17 protein-coding genes and 1 tRNA gene are annotated in these 17,753 nt (G+C 54.5%); 5 read left to right on the top strand and 13 right to left on the bottom strand.

All coding sequences use genetic code 11. The annotated features are described in order from the left end of the window. The 4 genes from WBL42_RS07175 to WBL42_RS07190 all read right to left on the bottom strand — a co-directional run. Nucleotides 1–676: PAS domain-containing protein (locus WBL42_RS07175; protein ID WP_424720593.1), on the bottom strand; the 676-nt coding region annotated here is incomplete at its 3' end. Nucleotides 677–739: 63 nt separating this feature from the next. Continuing rightward, nucleotides 740–1,210, bottom strand: coding sequence for a chemotaxis protein CheW (locus tag WBL42_RS07180; RefSeq protein ID WP_424720594.1), 471 nt, complete (start codon nucleotides 1,208–1,210; stop codon nucleotides 740–742). Nucleotides 1,211–1,214: 4 nt separating this feature from the next. Continuing rightward, nucleotides 1,215–3,206, bottom strand: a complete 1,992-nt coding sequence (locus WBL42_RS07185) for a methyl-accepting chemotaxis protein (RefSeq protein WP_424720595.1) — start codon at nucleotides 3,204–3,206, stop codon at nucleotides 1,215–1,217. A 12-nt stretch (nucleotides 3,207–3,218) separates the two neighbouring features. Then, nucleotides 3,219–4,154, bottom strand: a complete 936-nt coding sequence (locus WBL42_RS07190; RefSeq protein ID WP_424720644.1) for a ParA family protein — start codon at nucleotides 4,152–4,154, stop codon at nucleotides 3,219–3,221. Between the two features lie 227 nt (nucleotides 4,155–4,381). Between WBL42_RS07190 and WBL42_RS07195 the strand changes: the two genes are divergently transcribed. Next, a complete protein-coding gene (locus WBL42_RS07195) occupies nucleotides 4,382–4,738 on the top strand; it encodes a hypothetical protein (protein WP_424720596.1) in 357 nt (118 codons plus the stop codon). A 5-nt stretch (nucleotides 4,739–4,743) separates the two neighbouring features. Continuing rightward, entirely contained in the window at nucleotides 4,744–6,411 is a 1,668-nt protein-coding gene (gene ade / locus WBL42_RS07200) for an adenine deaminase (RefSeq protein ID WP_424720597.1), read from the top strand. A 79-nt stretch (nucleotides 6,412–6,490) separates the two neighbouring features. Here ade and WBL42_RS07205 read toward each other — a convergent pair whose 3' ends face one another. The 6 genes from WBL42_RS07205 to WBL42_RS07230 all read right to left on the bottom strand — a co-directional run bounded on the left by WBL42_RS07205 (nucleotide 6,491) and on the right by WBL42_RS07230 (nucleotide 11,201). Beyond that, nucleotides 6,491–7,414 carry an EamA family transporter gene (locus WBL42_RS07205; RefSeq protein ID WP_424720598.1) on the bottom strand — a complete coding sequence of 308 codons (924 nt, stop codon included), beginning with the start codon at nucleotides 7,412–7,414 and terminating at the stop codon, nucleotides 6,491–6,493. Nucleotides 7,415–7,519: 105 nt separating this feature from the next. Beyond that, entirely contained in the window at nucleotides 7,520–8,080 is a 561-nt protein-coding gene (locus WBL42_RS07210) for a cysteine hydrolase family protein (RefSeq protein WP_424720599.1), read from the bottom strand. Further along, nucleotides 8,077–8,565, bottom strand: coding sequence for a GNAT family N-acetyltransferase (locus WBL42_RS07215; RefSeq protein WP_424720600.1), 489 nt, complete (start codon nucleotides 8,563–8,565; stop codon nucleotides 8,077–8,079). The genes WBL42_RS07210 and WBL42_RS07215 overlap by 4 nt, the downstream gene beginning before the upstream one ends. 86 nt (nucleotides 8,566–8,651) lie before the next feature. Continuing rightward, entirely contained in the window at nucleotides 8,652–9,350 is a 699-nt protein-coding gene (locus WBL42_RS07220) for a CRISPR-associated endonuclease Cas6 (RefSeq protein ID WP_424720601.1), read from the bottom strand. Nucleotides 9,351–9,397: 47 nt separating this feature from the next. Continuing rightward, entirely contained in the window at nucleotides 9,398–10,072 is a 675-nt protein-coding gene (locus WBL42_RS07225; RefSeq protein ID WP_424720602.1) for a hypothetical protein, read from the bottom strand. 292 nt (nucleotides 10,073–10,364) lie between these two features. After that, nucleotides 10,365–11,201 (bottom strand): heparan-alpha-glucosaminide N-acetyltransferase, encoded by an 837-nt coding sequence (locus tag WBL42_RS07230; RefSeq protein WP_424720603.1) that lies wholly within the window; start codon nucleotides 11,199–11,201, stop codon nucleotides 10,365–10,367. Between the two features lie 132 nt (nucleotides 11,202–11,333). On the opposite strand from WBL42_RS07230, the gene WBL42_RS07235 reads away from it, so the two are divergent. Together WBL42_RS07235 and WBL42_RS07240 are read left to right on the top strand one after the other, a co-directional pair. Continuing rightward, nucleotides 11,334–12,194 carry a methanogenesis marker 8 protein gene (locus WBL42_RS07235; protein WP_424720604.1) on the top strand — a complete coding sequence of 287 codons (861 nt, stop codon included), beginning with the start codon at nucleotides 11,334–11,336 and terminating at the stop codon, nucleotides 12,192–12,194. A 285-nt stretch (nucleotides 12,195–12,479) separates the two neighbouring features. Continuing rightward, nucleotides 12,480–12,857, top strand: coding sequence for an MscL family protein (locus tag WBL42_RS07240; protein WP_424720605.1), 378 nt, complete (start codon nucleotides 12,480–12,482; stop codon nucleotides 12,855–12,857). Between the two features lie 267 nt (nucleotides 12,858–13,124). Here WBL42_RS07240 and WBL42_RS07245 read toward each other — a convergent pair. From WBL42_RS07245 to WBL42_RS07255, 3 genes are all read right to left on the bottom strand, one after another. Next, a tRNA-Leu gene (locus WBL42_RS07245) sits at nucleotides 13,125–13,209 on the bottom strand. Nucleotides 13,210–13,258: 49 nt separating this feature from the next. Continuing rightward, nucleotides 13,259–15,106 carry an AMP-binding protein gene (locus WBL42_RS07250; protein ID WP_424720645.1) on the bottom strand — a complete coding sequence of 616 codons (1,848 nt, stop codon included), beginning with the start codon at nucleotides 15,104–15,106 and terminating at the stop codon, nucleotides 13,259–13,261. Nucleotides 15,107–15,263: 157 nt separating this feature from the next. After that, entirely contained in the window at nucleotides 15,264–16,931 is a 1,668-nt protein-coding gene (locus WBL42_RS07255) for an AMP-binding protein (protein ID WP_424720606.1), read from the bottom strand. Between the two features lie 256 nt (nucleotides 16,932–17,187). Between WBL42_RS07255 and WBL42_RS07260 the strand changes: the two genes are divergently transcribed. Beyond that, nucleotides 17,188–17,742 (top strand): TATA-box-binding protein, encoded by a 555-nt coding sequence (locus WBL42_RS07260; protein WP_424720607.1) that lies wholly within the window; start codon nucleotides 17,188–17,190, stop codon nucleotides 17,740–17,742. The last annotated feature ends 11 nt before the right edge of the window (nucleotides 17,743–17,753 follow it).

Consider the following 17,753-nt stretch of genomic DNA (forward strand, 5'->3'; position numbering starts at 1 on the left):
GCGCAGAGATATCGTTGTACACAAACAGGAGGGACGTGATGGTTCCGTCCCCGGCAACTACGGGGATACAATATTGTTCCAGGATACGCCTGCCGGAGGGAAGCTCGACCGTGACCTGACCAAAGGAACGGCGCTTTTCCTGGAGGGCAACTTTCGCCCCTTCTCCGGTCTGGCTGATAATCCGGAATCCTGCAAGGCTCGTATTCGTCAGCGCATCTTTTGCAATGCCGCTCATCTGGACATAGGCATCATTTGCTTCCAGGATGGAAAAGGCAGGCGTGGTAACCAGCATGGGAACCGGGTTCCTGCCCACCATCAGATCCAGCCGGTGGCGCAGGTCTTCGATCTCCAGTTCATACCGGGCCTGCTGGTCACTGGTGGCTTGAGAGGAAACCGGTGCAAACGGAACTGCCGCCGGGACTGGGATCTTCCTGTCCTGCACCAGTTCCCGGAGCACCCGGTTCACGGCAGAGATTAACGTTGTATATTCCGCACCAAACCGGGCCGGCTCAAGGGGATTTACCGTCGTTCCTGCAGCCGCAGCAGAAAGTGCTGCGGCAATCTCCTCATTCAGCTGCTGCACGTGGGCTGCAATCTCTTCCGAAGAGCCGGCCTGTGCCGGTGCTTTTGGTATCGCCCCGCTGAACAATGCTTTTCTTCCTGGTCGTTCCGTCATTCCGTTCTCCACTCCGTCATTCCCGGTACTGCATCCTGTGACAATGCCTTACTCTCTTTAGTGTTATGCTTCTGCAAGATCCTTGATCACTTTCTGCATATCGATCCAGATGATCAGGTTTTTCTTTTTACTCGCCGCATCTTCGCCCTTCATCTTGATGATTCCCTTGACGAATGAGGAGAAGTCAGAAGAGAACCCTTCACCGATATGATCGATATCTGCCTCTGAAACCTGCATGACGCTGCTGACATCGTCGACAATAATGCCGACATTGCTTCCCCCCGCCGCTTCCGGTACAAGGACGATTATCTTCTGGTTGCTGCGGATCTCTGTGTTCGCAAGACCAAGCAACGCATTGAGATTCATAATATTGGTGATCTCACCCCGGAGATTGATCACGCCGGAGATATAGGGAGGTGCACGCGGGATGGGGGTGATGGGGATCATCTCCACGATCTCCCGTGCCAGCTGGATATCGAGGGCATACCGCTCCCCGCCCAGTTCAAATTCCACCACATCAATAGTTTCAACCATTGCTTCACCTTACTTTGAACGTATCCATCATGGTCTTTAATCGTTCAGCCATGCCGGCGAGTTCGGTCGAGGCGCTGGCTATCTCCTCGGTGGAGGCACTTGTCTCTTCGGCAAGAGCCGCCATATCCTCCATCCGTTCCTGGTTTTCGCGGGTGATGGCATTGGTCTTTTCGATACCCTCCATAACACGGGTCGTGGCTTCTGCCTGGTCCTCGGTTGCCTTGGTGATCTCTGTTACACCCTGCGCCACAACATTGGATTCAGCGGTGATCCGGTTGAGCGTGTCGAGAGTCTTGTTCACGCTTTCAATGCCGGTCTGGATCTCCTTATAGGAACTGTTGATGGCAGCGGCCGTCTTGTCGCTGCTCTGCTGGATGGACTGGATGAGCGTCTCGATGTGGCCGGTCGCGGTCTTGGATTCCCCGGCAAGGTTGCGTACTTCTCCGGCTACAACGGCAAACCCTCGCCCATGCTCACCTGCCCGTGCGGCTTCAATGGCTGCATTCAGTGCAAGCAGGTTGGTCTGGCTGGAGATATCGGCGATCATCTTGACAATATTGGAGATCTCTTTCATGCGTTCATTGAGCGCAGTAATCTCTTTCACGCTTTCACCGGCAATTTTCTCCACATTCAGCATCTTTGACGTAGCAACCTTCCCCAGTTCTGCTGCTGCGTTCCCGTCTGCCGCCGCTTTCTGGGCATGGTCCATGAGTGAGTGGGAAGTGCTTGCGATCTCCTCTATGGAAGCCGACAGGTCGGAGATGTCCTTACTGACCTTTTCGATCTCTTCAATCTGCTTCTTGGCACCGTCGGCGGATTTCTGTGTGGAGATCGCTACCTGTTCCGTGGACTTGGATATCTCCTGCGTACTCTTGCTGGTATCCCCGGTAGTCATCTCCATCTGGTGGATGGACTTGCCAAGTTCGGTTACAAGGGTCCGGATCGAGTCCACTGCCGCATTGTAATCCTTCTTCAGTTTTATGAGAGGATCGCCCTCCGCAAGAGGGGCCTGGAAACTGAGGTCCCCTTTTGCTACGGCAGCAAGACCGGTCTCGAGCACAACTGCGCTGGACGAGAGTGACTCCGCCTGCTGTTTTGAACTCTCCATCAGCTGCTGGACTTCCAGTTCTTTCTTCCGCCTCTCGGTAATATCATTGTACACTACAAGAAGGGATTCGACATTTCCGTCAGTATCAAGCAGGGGGATATAATACCATTCGAGTGTGACTACCCCGGCCGGGAATTCGATCACCGACTCGCCCTGGCTGCGGTGTTTTGACCGGATAGTCCCTTCAACACTCTCTCCCTTGTTTTTCTGGAATTTGAAGTCCTTCATCGACAGGGATGCAGCCCGGTCTCTCGAATACCCGGTCAACTTGAGAAATGCCTGGTTTGAGAAGAGCACGTTGAGTGCGGGATCGATCGTAAAGAGAGGGTACGGGTTCTCCTGGAGGATACGGTCGACCCGCAGTTCCACCTTCTTGATGGCATCCATCTTCTCCTGGAGTTCCGTATAATCGACGAAGAGGAAAAAGGCTGCATCAACATCGCCGTTCTTGTCCAGGAGCGGAATGGAGTTGAGGGTCAGATATTTTTTCACGCCATCAGGGAATTTCACCAGGATCTGTGTGGTAGTAGTCTTCTTTGTTTCGAAACAGGCATAGTAGTGATCGCCGGAAAGAATCGTGATGTCATAATCCGCCATCTTCTTTTTTATCAGATCATCGTGTGTACCACGCCAGAGCGTCTCGTATTTCTTGTTGATGTATATCCGTACCCGGTTTCTGTTGATAATGGATATCGCCAGCGGGTTGTATCTCATCATGATGTCGGCACGGTTTTTCATTTCCGTGGTCTTCACGAGCTTCTCGATGAGCCGGTTTGCTGCCTGGGCAAGGGGCTTTAGCTCAGGACCTGCACCGTTTTCATCTGCCCTGACCGATAGATCTCCGTCACCAGCTCGTTTCAGTATTGCTTCAATGTCTTTTACGTCCATGTCATCACTCGCTTATTTCCATGTCACCACTACGTCTGCAATGGTTTTGTACGCCGTACCTGCACTGCTGTCCGGTGCAAAATGCGAGATCGGCAGCCCCCGTTTCTGGGATTCATAAACCAGGGGGGAGTACGGTACGGTATAAACGGTACGGAACAGCCGCTGGATCTCAGAGAGCATAGACAGCAACCGCTCGTGTTCTGTTTTCTGTTCTTCGGCAGCCTTGATCCCGGCCGGCGTCAGTGAAGGTTTTTTATAAAAAAGACTCCTGACACGGTAAAGAAGGTCCTGCGGCTCAGCGGTTTCCCCATCCGGGCATACCGCTCCTTCACCCCAACGGGTGAGGATGGCCATCGCAGGCAGGATCTCTTTTCCCAGGTCATCTTTGATATCGCCAAAAATCTTCGACAGCGTCGATACACCTTCGAGGGCAAACGTCCCTGAATCAAGGGTGACAATGATATAATCAGCGGCGTAAAGCCCGTTGATCACCAGCTGGCCCATACTCGGGGGCGTATCAATAAGGATATAGTCATACTGGTCACGGATTCCTGACAGCATTTCCGCGAGGATACCGGCCCGGTTCTCCATCATGTACAGGGCCGGCTCTGCCCCGACAAGATCGAGATGCGAGGGGGCGAGATCGATTCCGGAGGGAGTTTTCCTTATGATCTCCTGGATCGGTGTTGCGGGAGATCCTTCCGCCCTGCTCATAAAGACGTCATACATATTGCAGCTGACTGCCTGCGGGCCAAAGCCAAGACCAACGGTGGCATTTGCCTGCGGATCACAATCGACAACCAGCACCTTTCTCCCAGCCTTCGTTAAAAAACCGGCAATATTAAGGCAGGAAGTAGTTTTACCAGTACCGCCTTTATGGTGAGAAAAAGTTATTATTGGTATACTATCACCTGACTTTGATTTTATTTTCTGAAGGTATAATAAGATATGTTTTGCAACTGACCGGTAAAAATCTGTATTTTGTGGATATTATGACAATTCTATTCTTTTTTTCCATTATCACATGAATTTTGGCAACATCAAAGGATTTTTAAGATAGCCTTACGCTTGAACCACCAGGTTACGGGTAATGGTGAAGCCGATAAGCAGATGGATAAGGCCTCGCAGGAAAATCCCCATAAGAATTTATGGTTTTGAGTTTTTACATCTGGTTGATGTCCGGTCATGCGCGTCTTTCTCTTGCAGCAGGCGCGATTCTCGTTCTTGCCCTGCTGTGTGCAGGATGCATTTCCGTGAATGGTGGCGATGCTTCGTACCGGAACCGTTCGGTCATAGTCCAGATAACAAATACCGGTGAACCTGCCAATGTCACGGTCCAGGTGACCGCCTGCCGGATACAGGACCTGCACCAGCAGGTGTACGCAATCGCAGAGGCACCGGCCACGATCCGTGATGGCGAAACGGATGTAGCGGTGCCAGTCGATCTGGAGCCCGGCACCTACAAACTCTACATCTATGTTCTCAGTGACGGTGAACGTAAGACCGCGGTCATCAGCGATATAGCGGTGTGATCGCCATGCTTCCGGAAAGACAGACCCTGATCGATGCAGCCCGTGGACTCACGCCGGCCGATACCGTTTTTAAAAATGCCACTATCTTTAACCCGTTCACCGGTGACTGGCAGAGGGGGGATCTCGCAGTAAAAAACGGCATCGTTCTTGGCACAGGCGCCTACACCGGGCGATCTGAACGGGACTGCACCGGCCTCTTTATCGTTCCCGGCCTGATTGATGCCCATGTCCACATCGAAAGCTCCCTCTTAACGCCGCAGGAATATGCCCGCCTCGTTGCCCCTCACGGCACTACAACAGTCATCGCCGATCCTCATGAGATTGCCAATGTAGCCGGGGTGGCGGGGATCGAGGCCATGCTTGCAGCCCGACAGGGTGCAGGTATAGATATCCGGTACATGCTCCCGTCCTGTGTTCCTGCTGCACCCCTGGAAAAAGGCGGGGCAGTCCTCGAAGCCTGTGACCTCAGACGGTTTATCGGCAGAGAGGGGATTTGTGGTCTTGGCGAGATGATGAACGTCCCGGGTGTACTTTCCGGCGATCCGGGAATTGCGGACAAACTTGCCCTGTCAGCCATCCGTGACGGGCATGCCCCCGGGCTTTCCGGCATGGACCTGAACGCTTACCTCCTTGCCGGGCTCCAGAGCGATCATGAATGTACGAGTCCTGCCGAGGCTGAAGAGAAACTCCGTAAGGGGATGTATATCTTCATCCGGGACGGATCGACCGAGCAGAATATTGAAGCCCTCATACCGCTCGTTACCCGGGATACGGTTTCGCGCTGCTGCTTTGCAACCGATGACTGCCATCCCGACCTGCTGATGCGGGAGGGCCACATCGACCGGTGCATCCGGAAGGCCATCACCTCCGGGCTCGTTCCGGAACTTGCGATCCGCATGGCCACGCTCTCTGCTGCCGAACGGTTCGGACTTCATGACCGGGGGGCACTCGTCCCGGGAAGGCGGGCAGATCTCTGCATTGTTGATGACCCGGAGCAGTTCACCGTCAGGCAGGTCTTCCTGGAGGGCATGGAGATCCTTCCATCCCGACCGGCACGGCCAGTACCATTCCCCCCGTCAATCCATTGCCAGGTCCCGTCATCTGCCGCAATCAGTATCGCCGGCAACGGCCCGGCCCGGGTGATCGGTCTTGTTCCCGGCCAGATCGTAACTGAATCGCTCCTTTATGATACTGACAGCAGGAATATTCCCGATACTGATCAGGATATCCTTAAGGTGATTGTCTGCAACCGGTATGGCACCGGGAGATGCGGGGTAGGACTGGTGCATGGTTTCTCATTCGGTCGGGGCGCCATCGCTGCCAGTATCTCCCACGATGCCCACAATATCATCGCGTCCGGTGTAAGCGATGATGAGATCCTGCTCGCTGTCAGGTCCGTCATACAGGCGCAGGGAGGCCTGGCAGCGGTTACCGGTACCTCGGCGACAGTCCTCCCGCTTGACTGCGCAGGTCTGATGTCGACGCTGCCCTTTGAGGACGTGGTAACCCGGTTGGATCTCCTCAGTTCGGTCACACGACAGATGGGGGGTATCAATCGTCCGTTTATGTACCTCTCCTTCCTGGCACTCACCGTCATCCCGGCCCTGCGCATTACCGATCGTGGCGTGTTCGACTGTGTGAAGTTCCGGGACGTGCCGCTGTTTGCCGTATGATGCTTCCGGCTCGCATAATGGAATAATGGATACCTGTGCAGCACAGTGATGAATACGAGCCGTCAGACGGGTTCACCGGTTACGGGAACAACAAAATCAGTGCCACACCCAGCACCATGAGCCCTGCGCCGGATACCCTGCGCAGGTGCTCTTTTTCCCGGAACACGAGCGTGCCATAGACGACCGTAATGAGAATGCTTGTCCGTTTTATGGCACTCACATACGGCACAATCTGAAGGAGATATGCCTGGTTGACAGCGATCGTTTCTATCGTCAGAAAAATACCTACGATGAAGCTCGCAGCAGCAAGGTCCTGCCATGTACCGGCGGCCCGGTCATTCGCGGCGAGGGGGGTTGCTCCGGTGGCATCCTGGCCTGTTGCCCGTTTCCTGTATCTTTTCAGAAGAAAAAGGACCATAAACGCACTTCCCAGCAGGGAGAAGACCAGGCCCGATCCGAATACTGTATCTGAGTTCTGTACCACCATCTTGTCAAAATTGATAACCACTGCGTACAGGAATGCGACTACCAGCATGGAAAAGACACCGTGATTCGTAACCATGGCCCGGAACGGGTCCGTGAGACGGGTGTGCCCTTCGGCAGTATTCAGGACGTACGAGCCGATTGCGATGATGACGATCCCGATGATCCCGACAGGGGATGGGATCTCATGGAGGATCAGTGCGGCAGTCCCGATAAGGAAGAGCGGCGTGAACGCCAGCATCGGGACTGCAAGCGAGAGATCCGTAGAGCGGAGCGCCCGAAAGGCAATCGTAGTGCCGATGATATTGAGAACGCAGTCAGCAATGACTGCGAAGTTGAAGTCCGGTCCGAGGACAGGCATACCCTGAAGCAGCGAGATGCCCAGCAGGCAGACACCCGCACATAAAAAACCGGCTGCTGCAAGAAGGTCGGGCTCCAGGATTTGCAGGAACTTCTTATTCACGATATAGTACGCGGCATCGGCGCCGGCGCCTATACCGGAAAGAACAGCCCAGAACATGAGATTGAACCCGTAAAAAGGTATGCGGTTCCTTCATATCGTGCTTCGGATCGGACTGATTCCGGCATTACGCAGAGATCCTGAGGAGGCCTCCACCCGGCTGACTCAAGGGGCCGTACGAGAGAACGACTGCACCCATTCTTCTGTAGTCTGGACACGGGAGAACCGCATCTGCTGGGTGACGAGGATTGCCCGGTGGAGATCGCTGTCGCTGATCGAGCCGGCGCTGTTCGTAACCGACAGGGTTCCGGTGCCATCCGAGAGGAATCTTACTGCATAGCCGCGCTGGAATGCCTGCCGTGCCGTAGTATCGCAGCACATCTGGGTCATATATCCCGCGATCGTCACGGAGACAATCCCATGGTCCATCAGCCAGCGGTCGAGATTTGTACCCGTGAAACTTCCCGGCAAGGTTTTTTCGATCAGTATGTCCCGGGGCCGCCCGGCAATTTCCGGATGGAGTTCCCAGCCGGGTGTGCCATAACGGAACGCCGGTGCATCCGGCGCATGATTCGCATGCTGGATAACCACAACCGGGATGTGTGCCGCATGTGCTGCATCCATTGCCCGCAGGATATTGGCAAGGCTGCCCTGGGGGAATGTAACCGGAAGTACTCCGGTGAAATATTCGTTCTGTACATCAATTACAAGCAGTGCTTCCTTCATCGCAGGGTCTCCTCAAAGAACGTAGTCTTGTCAAGTTCCATCCGGTCAAATGCGATCTCCTCTCCAAGGATCTCTTCAATGCATTCCCCGGTGTTCCGGAAATGGAGATCGCAGTACAGTTTCCGGGCACGGAGATTGTTCTTCCTGACGATCAGCCGGATCGTATCGATATCCGGTTTGGTGAACCCGTGCAGGAGCATCATCCGGGCCAGCGCCTTGCCAAATCCCTGCCCGAGCTTCTCAGGGTGAAGTGCGATACGGAGTTCTGCCCCGGCAGGAGGTTCCCGGGCAAGGATGGCAAAGCCTGCCACGCTTCCTGCCTTTTCAGCAACGATGATATCGGTTCCGGGCTTCGGGTAGTATTCATCGAGCCATCCCCCGTCACGGAGCGAATAGTCAAGACCGGCAAATTCCGGAGGATAGGGCGGCCATGCCTTGACGGCAGGGATATCCTCGATCCTGATGTTCCGGTAGCGGATCATCATACAATAATAGTATGAGAAATGTGAGAAAATGAAGATAACGGGATATTTGGCTATAGGCCCGGCAATATTAAAAACAGGAGAGTATCTTAACGATCCGGCGTGTCTGCCCGGGGGTCTGCCGGGAGATCCTGATCAACATGACGAACCGTGCCAAAACCCTTCGAGATGGACTGCCCTATGCCCATGAAATCCGGGATACGGAGATTTGTCTGGAACCTGCCCAGGAATACCATGATGTTCTCGTTATCAATACGATCTCTCCTGAACCGGACCTTTGGTTCGCAGGCGATCGGGAAAGGCAGCGTGTAGTCAAGCGACTTTGCGAGCGAATTGAGGTGCCCAAGCAGGAGTTTCTGCATGAAGGCATCCCGTTCGGTTTTCCCGATCAGATCATAGAATTTTTTCGCATTCTGCTGGTTCAGTGCAAGCCACGGGGTCAGGAATTCGTAGGAATGCAGGGAGCCGGTGATACCAAACTCCTCGTTCCGTATGAGACTGTCCCGCTCCGTTATGAGGGAGGTATTCGTGCCGGCAAGGATTGTATCCCTGCCACCCGCCAGCTGGTGGAGGAGCCCTGCACCTTGGCTGATGCCGATCACCATGAGCGTATCTTTGATGTATTTGCACTGGACAGCCTGGTAGCGATGTAACTTATCACTGTCCGTATTCTTTGTGGACAGGGAATAGGCAGCAAGCTCTTTATTGAAAAATGACCGGCATTCCCCGAGGGAGAACTGGAGGGGGTTTACCGGTTCAAGGGTGAGTGAGAAGATGCGGAGGAACATTGCGTCAGTACCAATGCAGGGTCTGATCAGATAATCCTGTCCTGACCTTAAAAATTAATCCAGGAATCCGGATTACGTGAAGACGCATAGGGAGGGGCAGATGTATTTGCGGGAAGAGTTACCGTCGCGGTAGCGGGTGGATTAATCAGAGCCATCGTGGCAACGGCCGGGGTGGCGACGGTCGAATTCACCGTCTCATTCAGGGAAAGAGTTTCAACCGGCGTTGCCGCCAGTGTCGGAACGGGTCTCAGGATAAATTCCCTCACCACACCGCAGTCATGCACTATCCTGTACCGCCCCGGGGCCCAGCCATCAGTGACAAAACGGTACATGACGGTCGATGCACCGGGTTCAAGAGAGGATTTTTCCGGGGTGCCCGGGGTCTCGTTGCCCATCCGTGTCACCCATATCCCGTTGATGCCCTGGGATTTCACCGAGAACGCCGGGGGATCACCGGCGCATTCAAGTGGGCCGGACCCGTCATTTGTGACCGTGAATTGCACGACCTCGCCGATATTGTAGCGATCGGTATCCATGTGGATATACGCTGACATCGCGTCCGGCTGGTTGATGGTAACCTTGTAGGAAGCTAAAAGTGGCTCCCCGGAAGGTGTGCCCACGGGGGTCGTGTTCTGGCCGGGGGACAGGGTGGTGCAGCCGGCAGCGATCATGATGATGACCGAAAGGGCGGACAGAATGACAATGTAGCGGTGCGGGGTCATGGGGAGTCACCCGGATTTCTTTTGATAATCCTCGGTACAGAGAGTCTTTCCAATCGGGTAAATAGGTTGTGAATGCATTGATCGGACTTTTTGCCCTGCCTGCTTTATTGTATGAGATGAAAAGGGGGTCGCACGGGTACAGAATCCGTTTTGAGCAGGGTGATCCCCGGGCTTATGACAGGCAGATTCCCATGACATGATTCGAACCCGCCGGGAGTCGCGGTTCAGGTACGGGCCGGTAATCCCTGAGGGGGAAGCCGGGCCAGGAATGTCCACGCAGGATGCGGGGATTTTACATCACCTTCGTCCCGGTGACCGCTGCGAGAAGCAGGATGATCACCGGCTGGTGGACCAGGTAAATGACAAGCGAGTGCCGGCCAAGGAACGAGAGCGGTGATACAAAAAACTCCGGGATTTTCGGGGCCGCGAAGTGCCGGACCCCCTCCCCGTACAGGAACTCCCCGGCCCCCATACCGATCAGCACCACGCCAAAAAACGGGAAGAGCGGTGTGTAGTCCACGGTCATGAACGAGGCGGCATGGATGCCGAGCGGGAGGAGGAGGAGCGGGATGACGGCGCCGGTCACGGTCCACGGGACCATGGGGGCATACCCGACCGACCAGGCCCCGGCCGGCTGGATGCCGAAGGGCTGGAGCCATACCGGGCCGAGGCTGCCGATCACGAACCAGCCGATCAGGACGCACAGGATACCAATCACGATATTGTATTTTTTGAACCGGAAGAAGAGCGGCGAGAGCATCACCGAGATCCCGATCAGGTGCAGGATACCAAAGAGGATGAAACCCTCGCGGAGATAGAACCAGGTGACAACGGTGATACCGAGGCCGAGAAGAAAGATGCCTGCCCCCCGGAGCAGGAACTTCTTCGCAAGCGCAAAACCGGCCAGGTAACGGGCGGCCCTTGCATGGCTGACGACAAGGGACACCCCCACGAGAAAGAGGAAGAGCGTGGCGGTTGCGAATGCAAAGTTCCGCCAGAAGCCTGACGAGACATTGACCTGTGCGATCCCGAAGAAACTGATATCGAAGAGGGTGTGGAAGAGCACCATCATGAGGATCGCGATCCCGCGGAAGAGATCGATCTCACGAAACCGCGATTCCCCACCCATACTGAATTATCGTCGTTGTTTGGTCATATGTGTTATGCACGGGCCTCTGGTGTACGTTCACTCCGGATTTTGCCGGGATGCCATGTTCCTTAAATAACAAGTATATTATCTTTATACTAGCGAAGGTGTCGCATGGCAATTGATCAAGACGAGCATATTATTGAAGCAATAGGACGGAGCCGGATCGTGATCCGTAACGGCAGCGTGGTCGAAGTAGGGGAACCACGGATTAAGGACTGCCCCCTTGCAAAACGGTTCGCTTTCCCGGTCCTGGACATCAGGGCAGAATCGGTAAAGGCCAATATCGAGCACAGGATCAAAGCCTTCGGTATGTGTACTGCGGACCGTGAAGTGCTCGACAACCGCGAGTTCGTCGGGTTTGGCGCTTCCGAACTCCTGAGTTTCGGCCTCAGGGCAGGCATCATTGATGCAGCAGTCCTTGCATGCGACGGCGCCGGGACCGTTGTTGTCACGAAACCCGCGATGGCGCAGGGTGTGGGAGGCCGTATGTCCGGACTCGTTAAGACATCCCCGCACCTGGCAGTAATGGAACGGATCGAGAACGGCGGGGGATTTGTCCTCGACCATACGCATGCCGCAATGGACCAGGTCGCCGGTGTTGCGCTTGCTGCCGAAAAGGGGTTCCGGAAGATTGCCGTCACGATCGCCAGTCCGGAAGTCGCAGTAACAATACGGAAGATACACCCGGAGACACTCATATTCGGTGTCCACGTCACCGGTCTTACCCGGGACGAGGCAGAGATGCTCTCATCTGCCGCAGATCTCATCACCGGGTGTGCATCGAAAACCGTCAGGGAGATCGCAGGGCCAAAGGCACTCCTCCAGGCGGGTATTGCCATACCGATCTTTGCGATGACCAGGAGAGGAAAAGATCTGATCATCGAAAAGATCCGGCAGAGCGATGAACAGGTCCTCGTCAAACCCACGAAACTGCCTTCCCTTGGCGACCAGCAACCGGCACCGCTCATCTGATCAGACCTTCACGCTCTTTTTTTTAAAATCCGCTCTGGTTTCCGGTATTTCCCACAGGAAACATCCCGGGGAAATTCCCCTGCGTGGAAAGGCAATATGGTCCGGGACCAAGATCCGGGTGCCTGGACGGATCCCGTATCTTCTTTTACTGGAGTTTCTCTTCCCGGGAATGCTTTTATTGGTAAGCCCCGTTTTACCGGGCTGCAAACCATAATCATTGCCAAAACCAATCAGTCGTACCAGAGACTAAATCGGCCTCTTATCCTGGAATTATGGTGACAGACGATGGTTGAGAACCAGATCGAAGATGCAGAAAAAGCGATTGAAGATGGCGTAATGGCAATCGGCAAAGAAGCACGGGGGTTTAACGATGAATTTATGGAATTCCTCCGGAAGTACCAGGTGATCGGTCTTGCTGTCGCGGTCGTCATAGGAACAGCAGCTACAAAACTGGTGAATTCCACCGTTACCGATATTATCATGCCGATAGTGGCGGTCGTTATCCCATCAGGCAGCTGGCAAACGGCAATGCTCGTGATCGGCCCCCTGGAATTCCCTCTCGGGGATTACGTGAGTGCGCTCATCGATTTCGTGATCATCGCGCTGGTGATATTCCTGGCAGTAAAATATATGATGAAAGGGGATATGGGTAAGAAAGACTGATGGATTTTTTTTACAGACGGGTGATGCCATTTTTCCCGCGGGCCCGGGAAGCACACCCGACGTGGCCCGTTCCTTGTCCGTGAGATTCCCGCAATCGCGGGGGATCTCCATCCGTGATGAGACCGGTGCATATACCCCCAGTGCACAGTTTGAGATTGCTGTACCGAACGATGCCGTCCGGCCCGGAAAAAAGCATAGTCACAGGCGCGGGCAGGAGAGATCGAGATTGAAACCGGCGCTGTACACCAGCAAAATGCACGGGAAAAATGCGAGGAGCCGGATTCGAACCGGCGAACCCCTGCGGGAATAGGCCCTGAACCTATCGCCTTTGACCTGGCTCGGCGATCCTCGCGCCTAGATAGATTATCCGCCCGGTTTAATAAAGGTAGGGGAAGCCGGGTTCACCCTTTTTTGCCGGCACTATTCCCGGTCTGGTATTTCTTCACCTCGCGATCGCGGAGCTCGTTCCGCCGGATCTTGCCGGAAATTGTCTTGGGAAGTGTATCGACAAATTCGATCTTGCGGGGATACTTGTAAGGTGCAGTCACTTTCTTGACGTGGTTCTGGATCTCGCGCACAAGAGTTTCTGAAGGGGTGATATCAGGTTTGAGGATGATAAATGCCTTGACTACAAGACCACGGATGTCATCCGGGGATCCGACAACCGCTGCTTCCTGCACGGCAGGGTGCTCGATGAGAGCACTTTCCACTTCGAACGGCCCGATCCGGTAGCCCGACGCTTTGATCACATCGTCGTCGCGACCTATGAACCAGAAGTACCCGTCCTCGTCATGGTAGGCCTTGTCACCGGTATAATACCAGTCGCCGACAAAGGATTTCCGGTTCTCCTCGGGATTGTTGAGGTATTCCCGGAACATACCGACCGGACGGGGCTTGACATGGATGGCTATGCGCCCTTCTTCATGAACCCCTACGGGTTTTCCATGATCATCGTGCAGCTCGATACGCCAGCCGGGCGAAGGTTTGCCCATAGAACCGAACCTCGGCTCCATGCCGGGAAACGTTCCCACACAGAGCACTGTCTCGGTCTGGCCGTAACCCTCATAGATTGTCAGGCCGGTCGCATCCTTCCAGGCCTTGATCACTTCGGGATTGAGGGGCTCGCCGGCACTGACGCAGTGGCGCAGCTCGGTGAAATCGAACTTATCGAGATCGGCGAGGATCAGCATCCGGTAGATCGTTGGCGGGCAGCAGAACGTGTTGATGCCGTACTTCTCGATCAGCGGGAGGAGCTCGGTCGCGTTGAACCGGCCCCGGATATCATAGACAAAGATCGCTGCGCCTTCAATCCACTGGCCATAGAACTTACCCCATGCACTTTTGGCCCACCCGGTATCGGAGAGGGTAAAGTGGAGATCCGAAGTGCGTACATCATGCCATAATCGCACCGTAACGATATGGCCAAGCGGGTAGCTGTGCTCATGGAGCACCATCTTCGGCTCCCCGGTGGTGCCTGAGGTGAAGAAGATTACAAGGGGATCCGTGCTCTTTGTCTTCTTCGTCCCGGGCAGGGTCACCAGTTTTGCCGATACCGGTGCAGGGTAGTCGAGCTCGACCGGGTAGCTTATCCAGCCGGGGCGCTTGCCATCGATTACCATCTTGCAGGTCAGGGAGGGGCAGTCTTTTGCAATCTCGTCGATCTTGTCCGCATGCTCCATGCTGGTGATAACCATCTTGATATTGGCGAGATTGATCCGGTATTTCAGGTCCTTCGCCGTCAGCATCGTGGGGGCAGGACAATAAACTGCACCACGCTTGATCAGGGCAATAGTCGAAGTCCACCACTCAGGAACACGGGGAAGCATGATCAGTGCAGTATCCCCTTTGTTGACCCCGTACTTGATCAGCATGTTCACGATCTGGTTCGAGAGGCGCATCAGGTCCCAGAAGGTGAACTTCTTCTCCACGCCCTCCTGGTTCACCCAGATCATCGCAAGCTTGTTCCGGTCCTTCTGGGCCCATGCATCGATCACATCGAACCCGAAATTGAAATATTCGGGAACATCGATCCGGAAATTCCGGTACGTCTCGTCATAATCACCCATATTGTGGTCATTCCTGCCAAGCAGCGGCGTTGCAGAAGGAAGGAGGGTTGCCCCGGACCCGGGTGAAAGTTTTGCAGCACATGCCTCGCTGATCCATTCAGACCGTGAAAGCCTGTTCTTTTCCGCGGCTGTATCGATCTTTTCCGTCAGGGAATCAGCCATGGTAACCGAATACCGCACCATACAGATCAGTTTGGTGGTGCACTTATTACGTTTTTCGATCACGAGGTGCACCACTAACAGCAATCATATCCAGTGGGGCGGGAAGATCAGGAAACAGAAATTACCCGGGCTGCGTCATCAACTTATTAAAAAAGAGGAAAAGAACCGAGTGGTGCAGCTACGAGCGATCGTGATACTTTTTCAGTTCCGCGGCCCGGAGATCGTTGCGCTTGATCTTGCCGGAGATCGTCTTTGGGAGCTCTTCGATAAACTCAATCTCACGGGGATATTTGTAGGGAGCGGTGGTCTTTTTTACATAGTTCTTGATGTCCCGGACGAGCGATTCCGAAGGATCGAATCCCTTGTTCAGCACCACGAATGCCTTGACCACCACGCCGCGGATACGGTCCGGCGAACCGACAACAGCAGCCTCCTGCACCGCGGGATGTTCGAGAAGAGCACTCTCGACCTCAAAAGGCCCGATCCGGTACCCGGAACTCTTGATCACATCATCATTCCGGCCAACGAACCAGAAGTACCCGTCATCATCGATACTGACTTTGTCTCCCGTATAATACCAGCCATGCACAAACGATTTCCTGTTCTCCTCAGGAGTGTCCAGGTATTCGACAAACAGGCCCGGTGGCCGGGGCTGGCAGCTGATCGCAAGCCGGCCTTCCTCGTGCACCCCCACGGGTTTCCCGTCGTCGTCGTGCACTTCAACCTTCCAGCCGGGCGAAGGTTTGCCCATGGAGCCCGGGCGGGGCTCCACGCTGGGGAACGAGGCCACGCAACAGGCGGTTTCGGTCTGCCCGTAGCCTTCGCAGATGGTGAGACCGGTCCCTTCCTTCCAGACACGGATCACCTCGGGATTGAGGGGTTCCCCTGCACTTGTACAGTGGCGCAGGGAAGATAGATCGAACCGTTCAAGGTCTGCAAGGATCAGCATCCGGTAAATGGTCGGGGGACAGCAGAACGTGGTGATCTGGTATTTTTCCAGCAGGGGGAGGACCTCGGTCGCCTGGAATTTCCCGGTAAAATTGTACACGAAGATGCATGCACCCTCGATCCACTGGCCGAAGATCTTGCCCCAAGCGCATTTTGCCCAGCCGGTATCCGAGACCGTGAAATGGAGATCGTTATGCTTTATGTCCTGCCAGAGCCGGGCGGTAACGATGTGGCCCAGCGGGTACCCGTGGTTGTGGAGCACCATCTTCGGCTCCCCGGTGGTGCCGGAGGTGAAGTAGATCAGCATGGGGTCCGTGCTCCGGGTCCGGAGCTGGTCGGGGATGCTGACCGAACGGTGGGAGACCGGTGCCGGGTAGAGCAACTCGTAGGGAAAACTGGCCCAGCCCTTTCGCTCCCCATCGGCGAGGAAACGCGTCGTGAGCGTGGGGCACTCGTTGCAGATCTCCTCCACTTTCGGCGCATTTTCAACATCGGTGATGATCATCCGGAATTTTCCCTTGTTGACCCGGTACCTGATGTCGCGTGCCGTGAGCATGGTCGGGCAGGGTGCAAAGACAGCACCGAGTTTGATGAGCGCAATCGCGAAGATCCACCATTCAGGGATACGGGGGAGCATGACCAGTACGCGGTCGCCTTTGTTGATGCCATATTTCAGGAGGATGTTTGCGGCCTTGTTGGAGAGGTTGGCGAGATCGAGGAAACTGTATTTCTGCTCCTCGCCATTCTGGTTTACCCAGATCAGGGCGAGTTTGTTGCGGTCCTTCCTGGCCCACGCATCAATCACGTCAAACCCGAAATTGTAATATTCCGGAACCTCGATGGCAAACGTTTCGCACATCGTCTCGTAACTATCTGTGGCATGCCCGGTCTTTTTCATAAAATCCGGAAGAGTGTTTTGCCCGTGGAATCATCAATCTGTCTTTTTTCAATCCATATTACCAGGAAACCAAAAAACACCGGGTACATTCCATAATCACCAGGAATGCATTCTGTTTGTACGAAGGATACGTGTAAAGTACCCGGGTAACATGCTCCGGCCGGCACCATCATGAGGGCATATCACGACGGTATTTTCAGGTAACATAAAGGTTGTCCATTAGTATTATGATTGAAGGCACAGCATAGTATAGTGGATGGCTGAAAAGAAGTACGCATCATTGAAAATTGAGAATATCGTAGCTTCCGGCGTAATTGCCGATTCGATTGACCTTGCAGAGGTCTCAAGCAAGATAAAGAGCTGCGAACTCAACACCAAGCGGTTCCCGGGCGCGGTATACCGGATTGAAGACCCGAAGATTGCGTCCCTGATCTTTTCCTCCGGTAAGGTTGTGCTGACCGGGATCCGGGACAAGAAGGCACTCACGGACGGTCTCAACATCATCATCAAGTCCCTCAAGGCTGCCGGTGTTGACACCTTCAAGGAGCCCAAGGTGGCAATCACCAACATCGTCTGCTCGTACGATATCGGCAAATACATCAACCTCAATAAGGTAGTCATCACCCTCAATCTTGAGAACATCGAGTACGAACCGGAACAGTTCCCGGGCCTCGTCTACCGGATCAAGGACCCCAAGATCGTCGCACTTCTCTTCTCTTCAGGAAAGATCATCCTCACGGGCGGCAAGAACCTCGAGGACATCAAGAAAGGCCTCGACTTCCTCGAGCAGAAGCTCGAAAGCATAATGTAATTTTTTTTAAA

It is taken from the genome of Methanoregula sp., assembly GCF_049686655.1.
GTDB lineage: Archaea > Halobacteriota > Methanomicrobia > Methanomicrobiales > Methanospirillaceae > Methanoregula.

Excerpts from the sequence above, each read along its gene's own strand:
- WBL42_RS07180 (WP_424720594.1), bottom strand. The coding sequence starts at position 1,210 with ATGGTTGAAACTATTGATGTGGTGGAATTTGAACTGGGCGGGGAGCGG.
- WBL42_RS07185 (WP_424720595.1), bottom strand. The coding sequence starts at position 3,206 with ATGGACGTAAAAGACATTGAAGCAATACTGAAACGAGCTGGTGACGGA.
- WBL42_RS07195 (WP_424720596.1), top strand. The coding sequence starts at position 4,382 with ATGTCCGGTCATGCGCGTCTTTCTCTTGCAGCAGGCGCGATTCTCGTT.
- ade (WP_424720597.1), top strand. The coding sequence starts at position 4,744 with ATGCTTCCGGAAAGACAGACCCTGATCGATGCAGCCCGTGGACTCACG.
- WBL42_RS07205 (WP_424720598.1), bottom strand. The coding sequence starts at position 7,414 with ATGTTCTGGGCTGTTCTTTCCGGTATAGGCGCCGGCGCCGATGCCGCG.
- WBL42_RS07210 (WP_424720599.1), bottom strand. The coding sequence starts at position 8,080 with ATGAAGGAAGCACTGCTTGTAATTGATGTACAGAACGAATATTTCACC.
- WBL42_RS07215 (WP_424720600.1), bottom strand. The coding sequence starts at position 8,565 with ATGATGATCCGCTACCGGAACATCAGGATCGAGGATATCCCTGCCGTC.
- WBL42_RS07220 (WP_424720601.1), bottom strand. The coding sequence starts at position 9,350 with ATGTTCCTCCGCATCTTCTCACTCACCCTTGAACCGGTAAACCCCCTC.
- WBL42_RS07225 (WP_424720602.1), bottom strand. The coding sequence starts at position 10,072 with ATGACCCCGCACCGCTACATTGTCATTCTGTCCGCCCTTTCGGTCATC.
- WBL42_RS07230 (WP_424720603.1), bottom strand. The coding sequence starts at position 11,201 with ATGGGTGGGGAATCGCGGTTTCGTGAGATCGATCTCTTCCGCGGGATC.
- WBL42_RS07235 (WP_424720604.1), top strand. The coding sequence starts at position 11,334 with ATGGCAATTGATCAAGACGAGCATATTATTGAAGCAATAGGACGGAGC.
- WBL42_RS07240 (WP_424720605.1), top strand. The coding sequence starts at position 12,480 with ATGGTTGAGAACCAGATCGAAGATGCAGAAAAAGCGATTGAAGATGGC.
- WBL42_RS07250 (WP_424720645.1), bottom strand. The coding sequence starts at position 15,106 with ATGGTGCGGTATTCGGTTACCATGGCTGATTCCCTGACGGAAAAGATC.
- WBL42_RS07255 (WP_424720606.1), bottom strand. The coding sequence starts at position 16,931 with ATGAAAAAGACCGGGCATGCCACAGATAGTTACGAGACGATGTGCGAA.
- WBL42_RS07260 (WP_424720607.1), top strand. The coding sequence starts at position 17,188 with ATGGCTGAAAAGAAGTACGCATCATTGAAAATTGAGAATATCGTAGCT.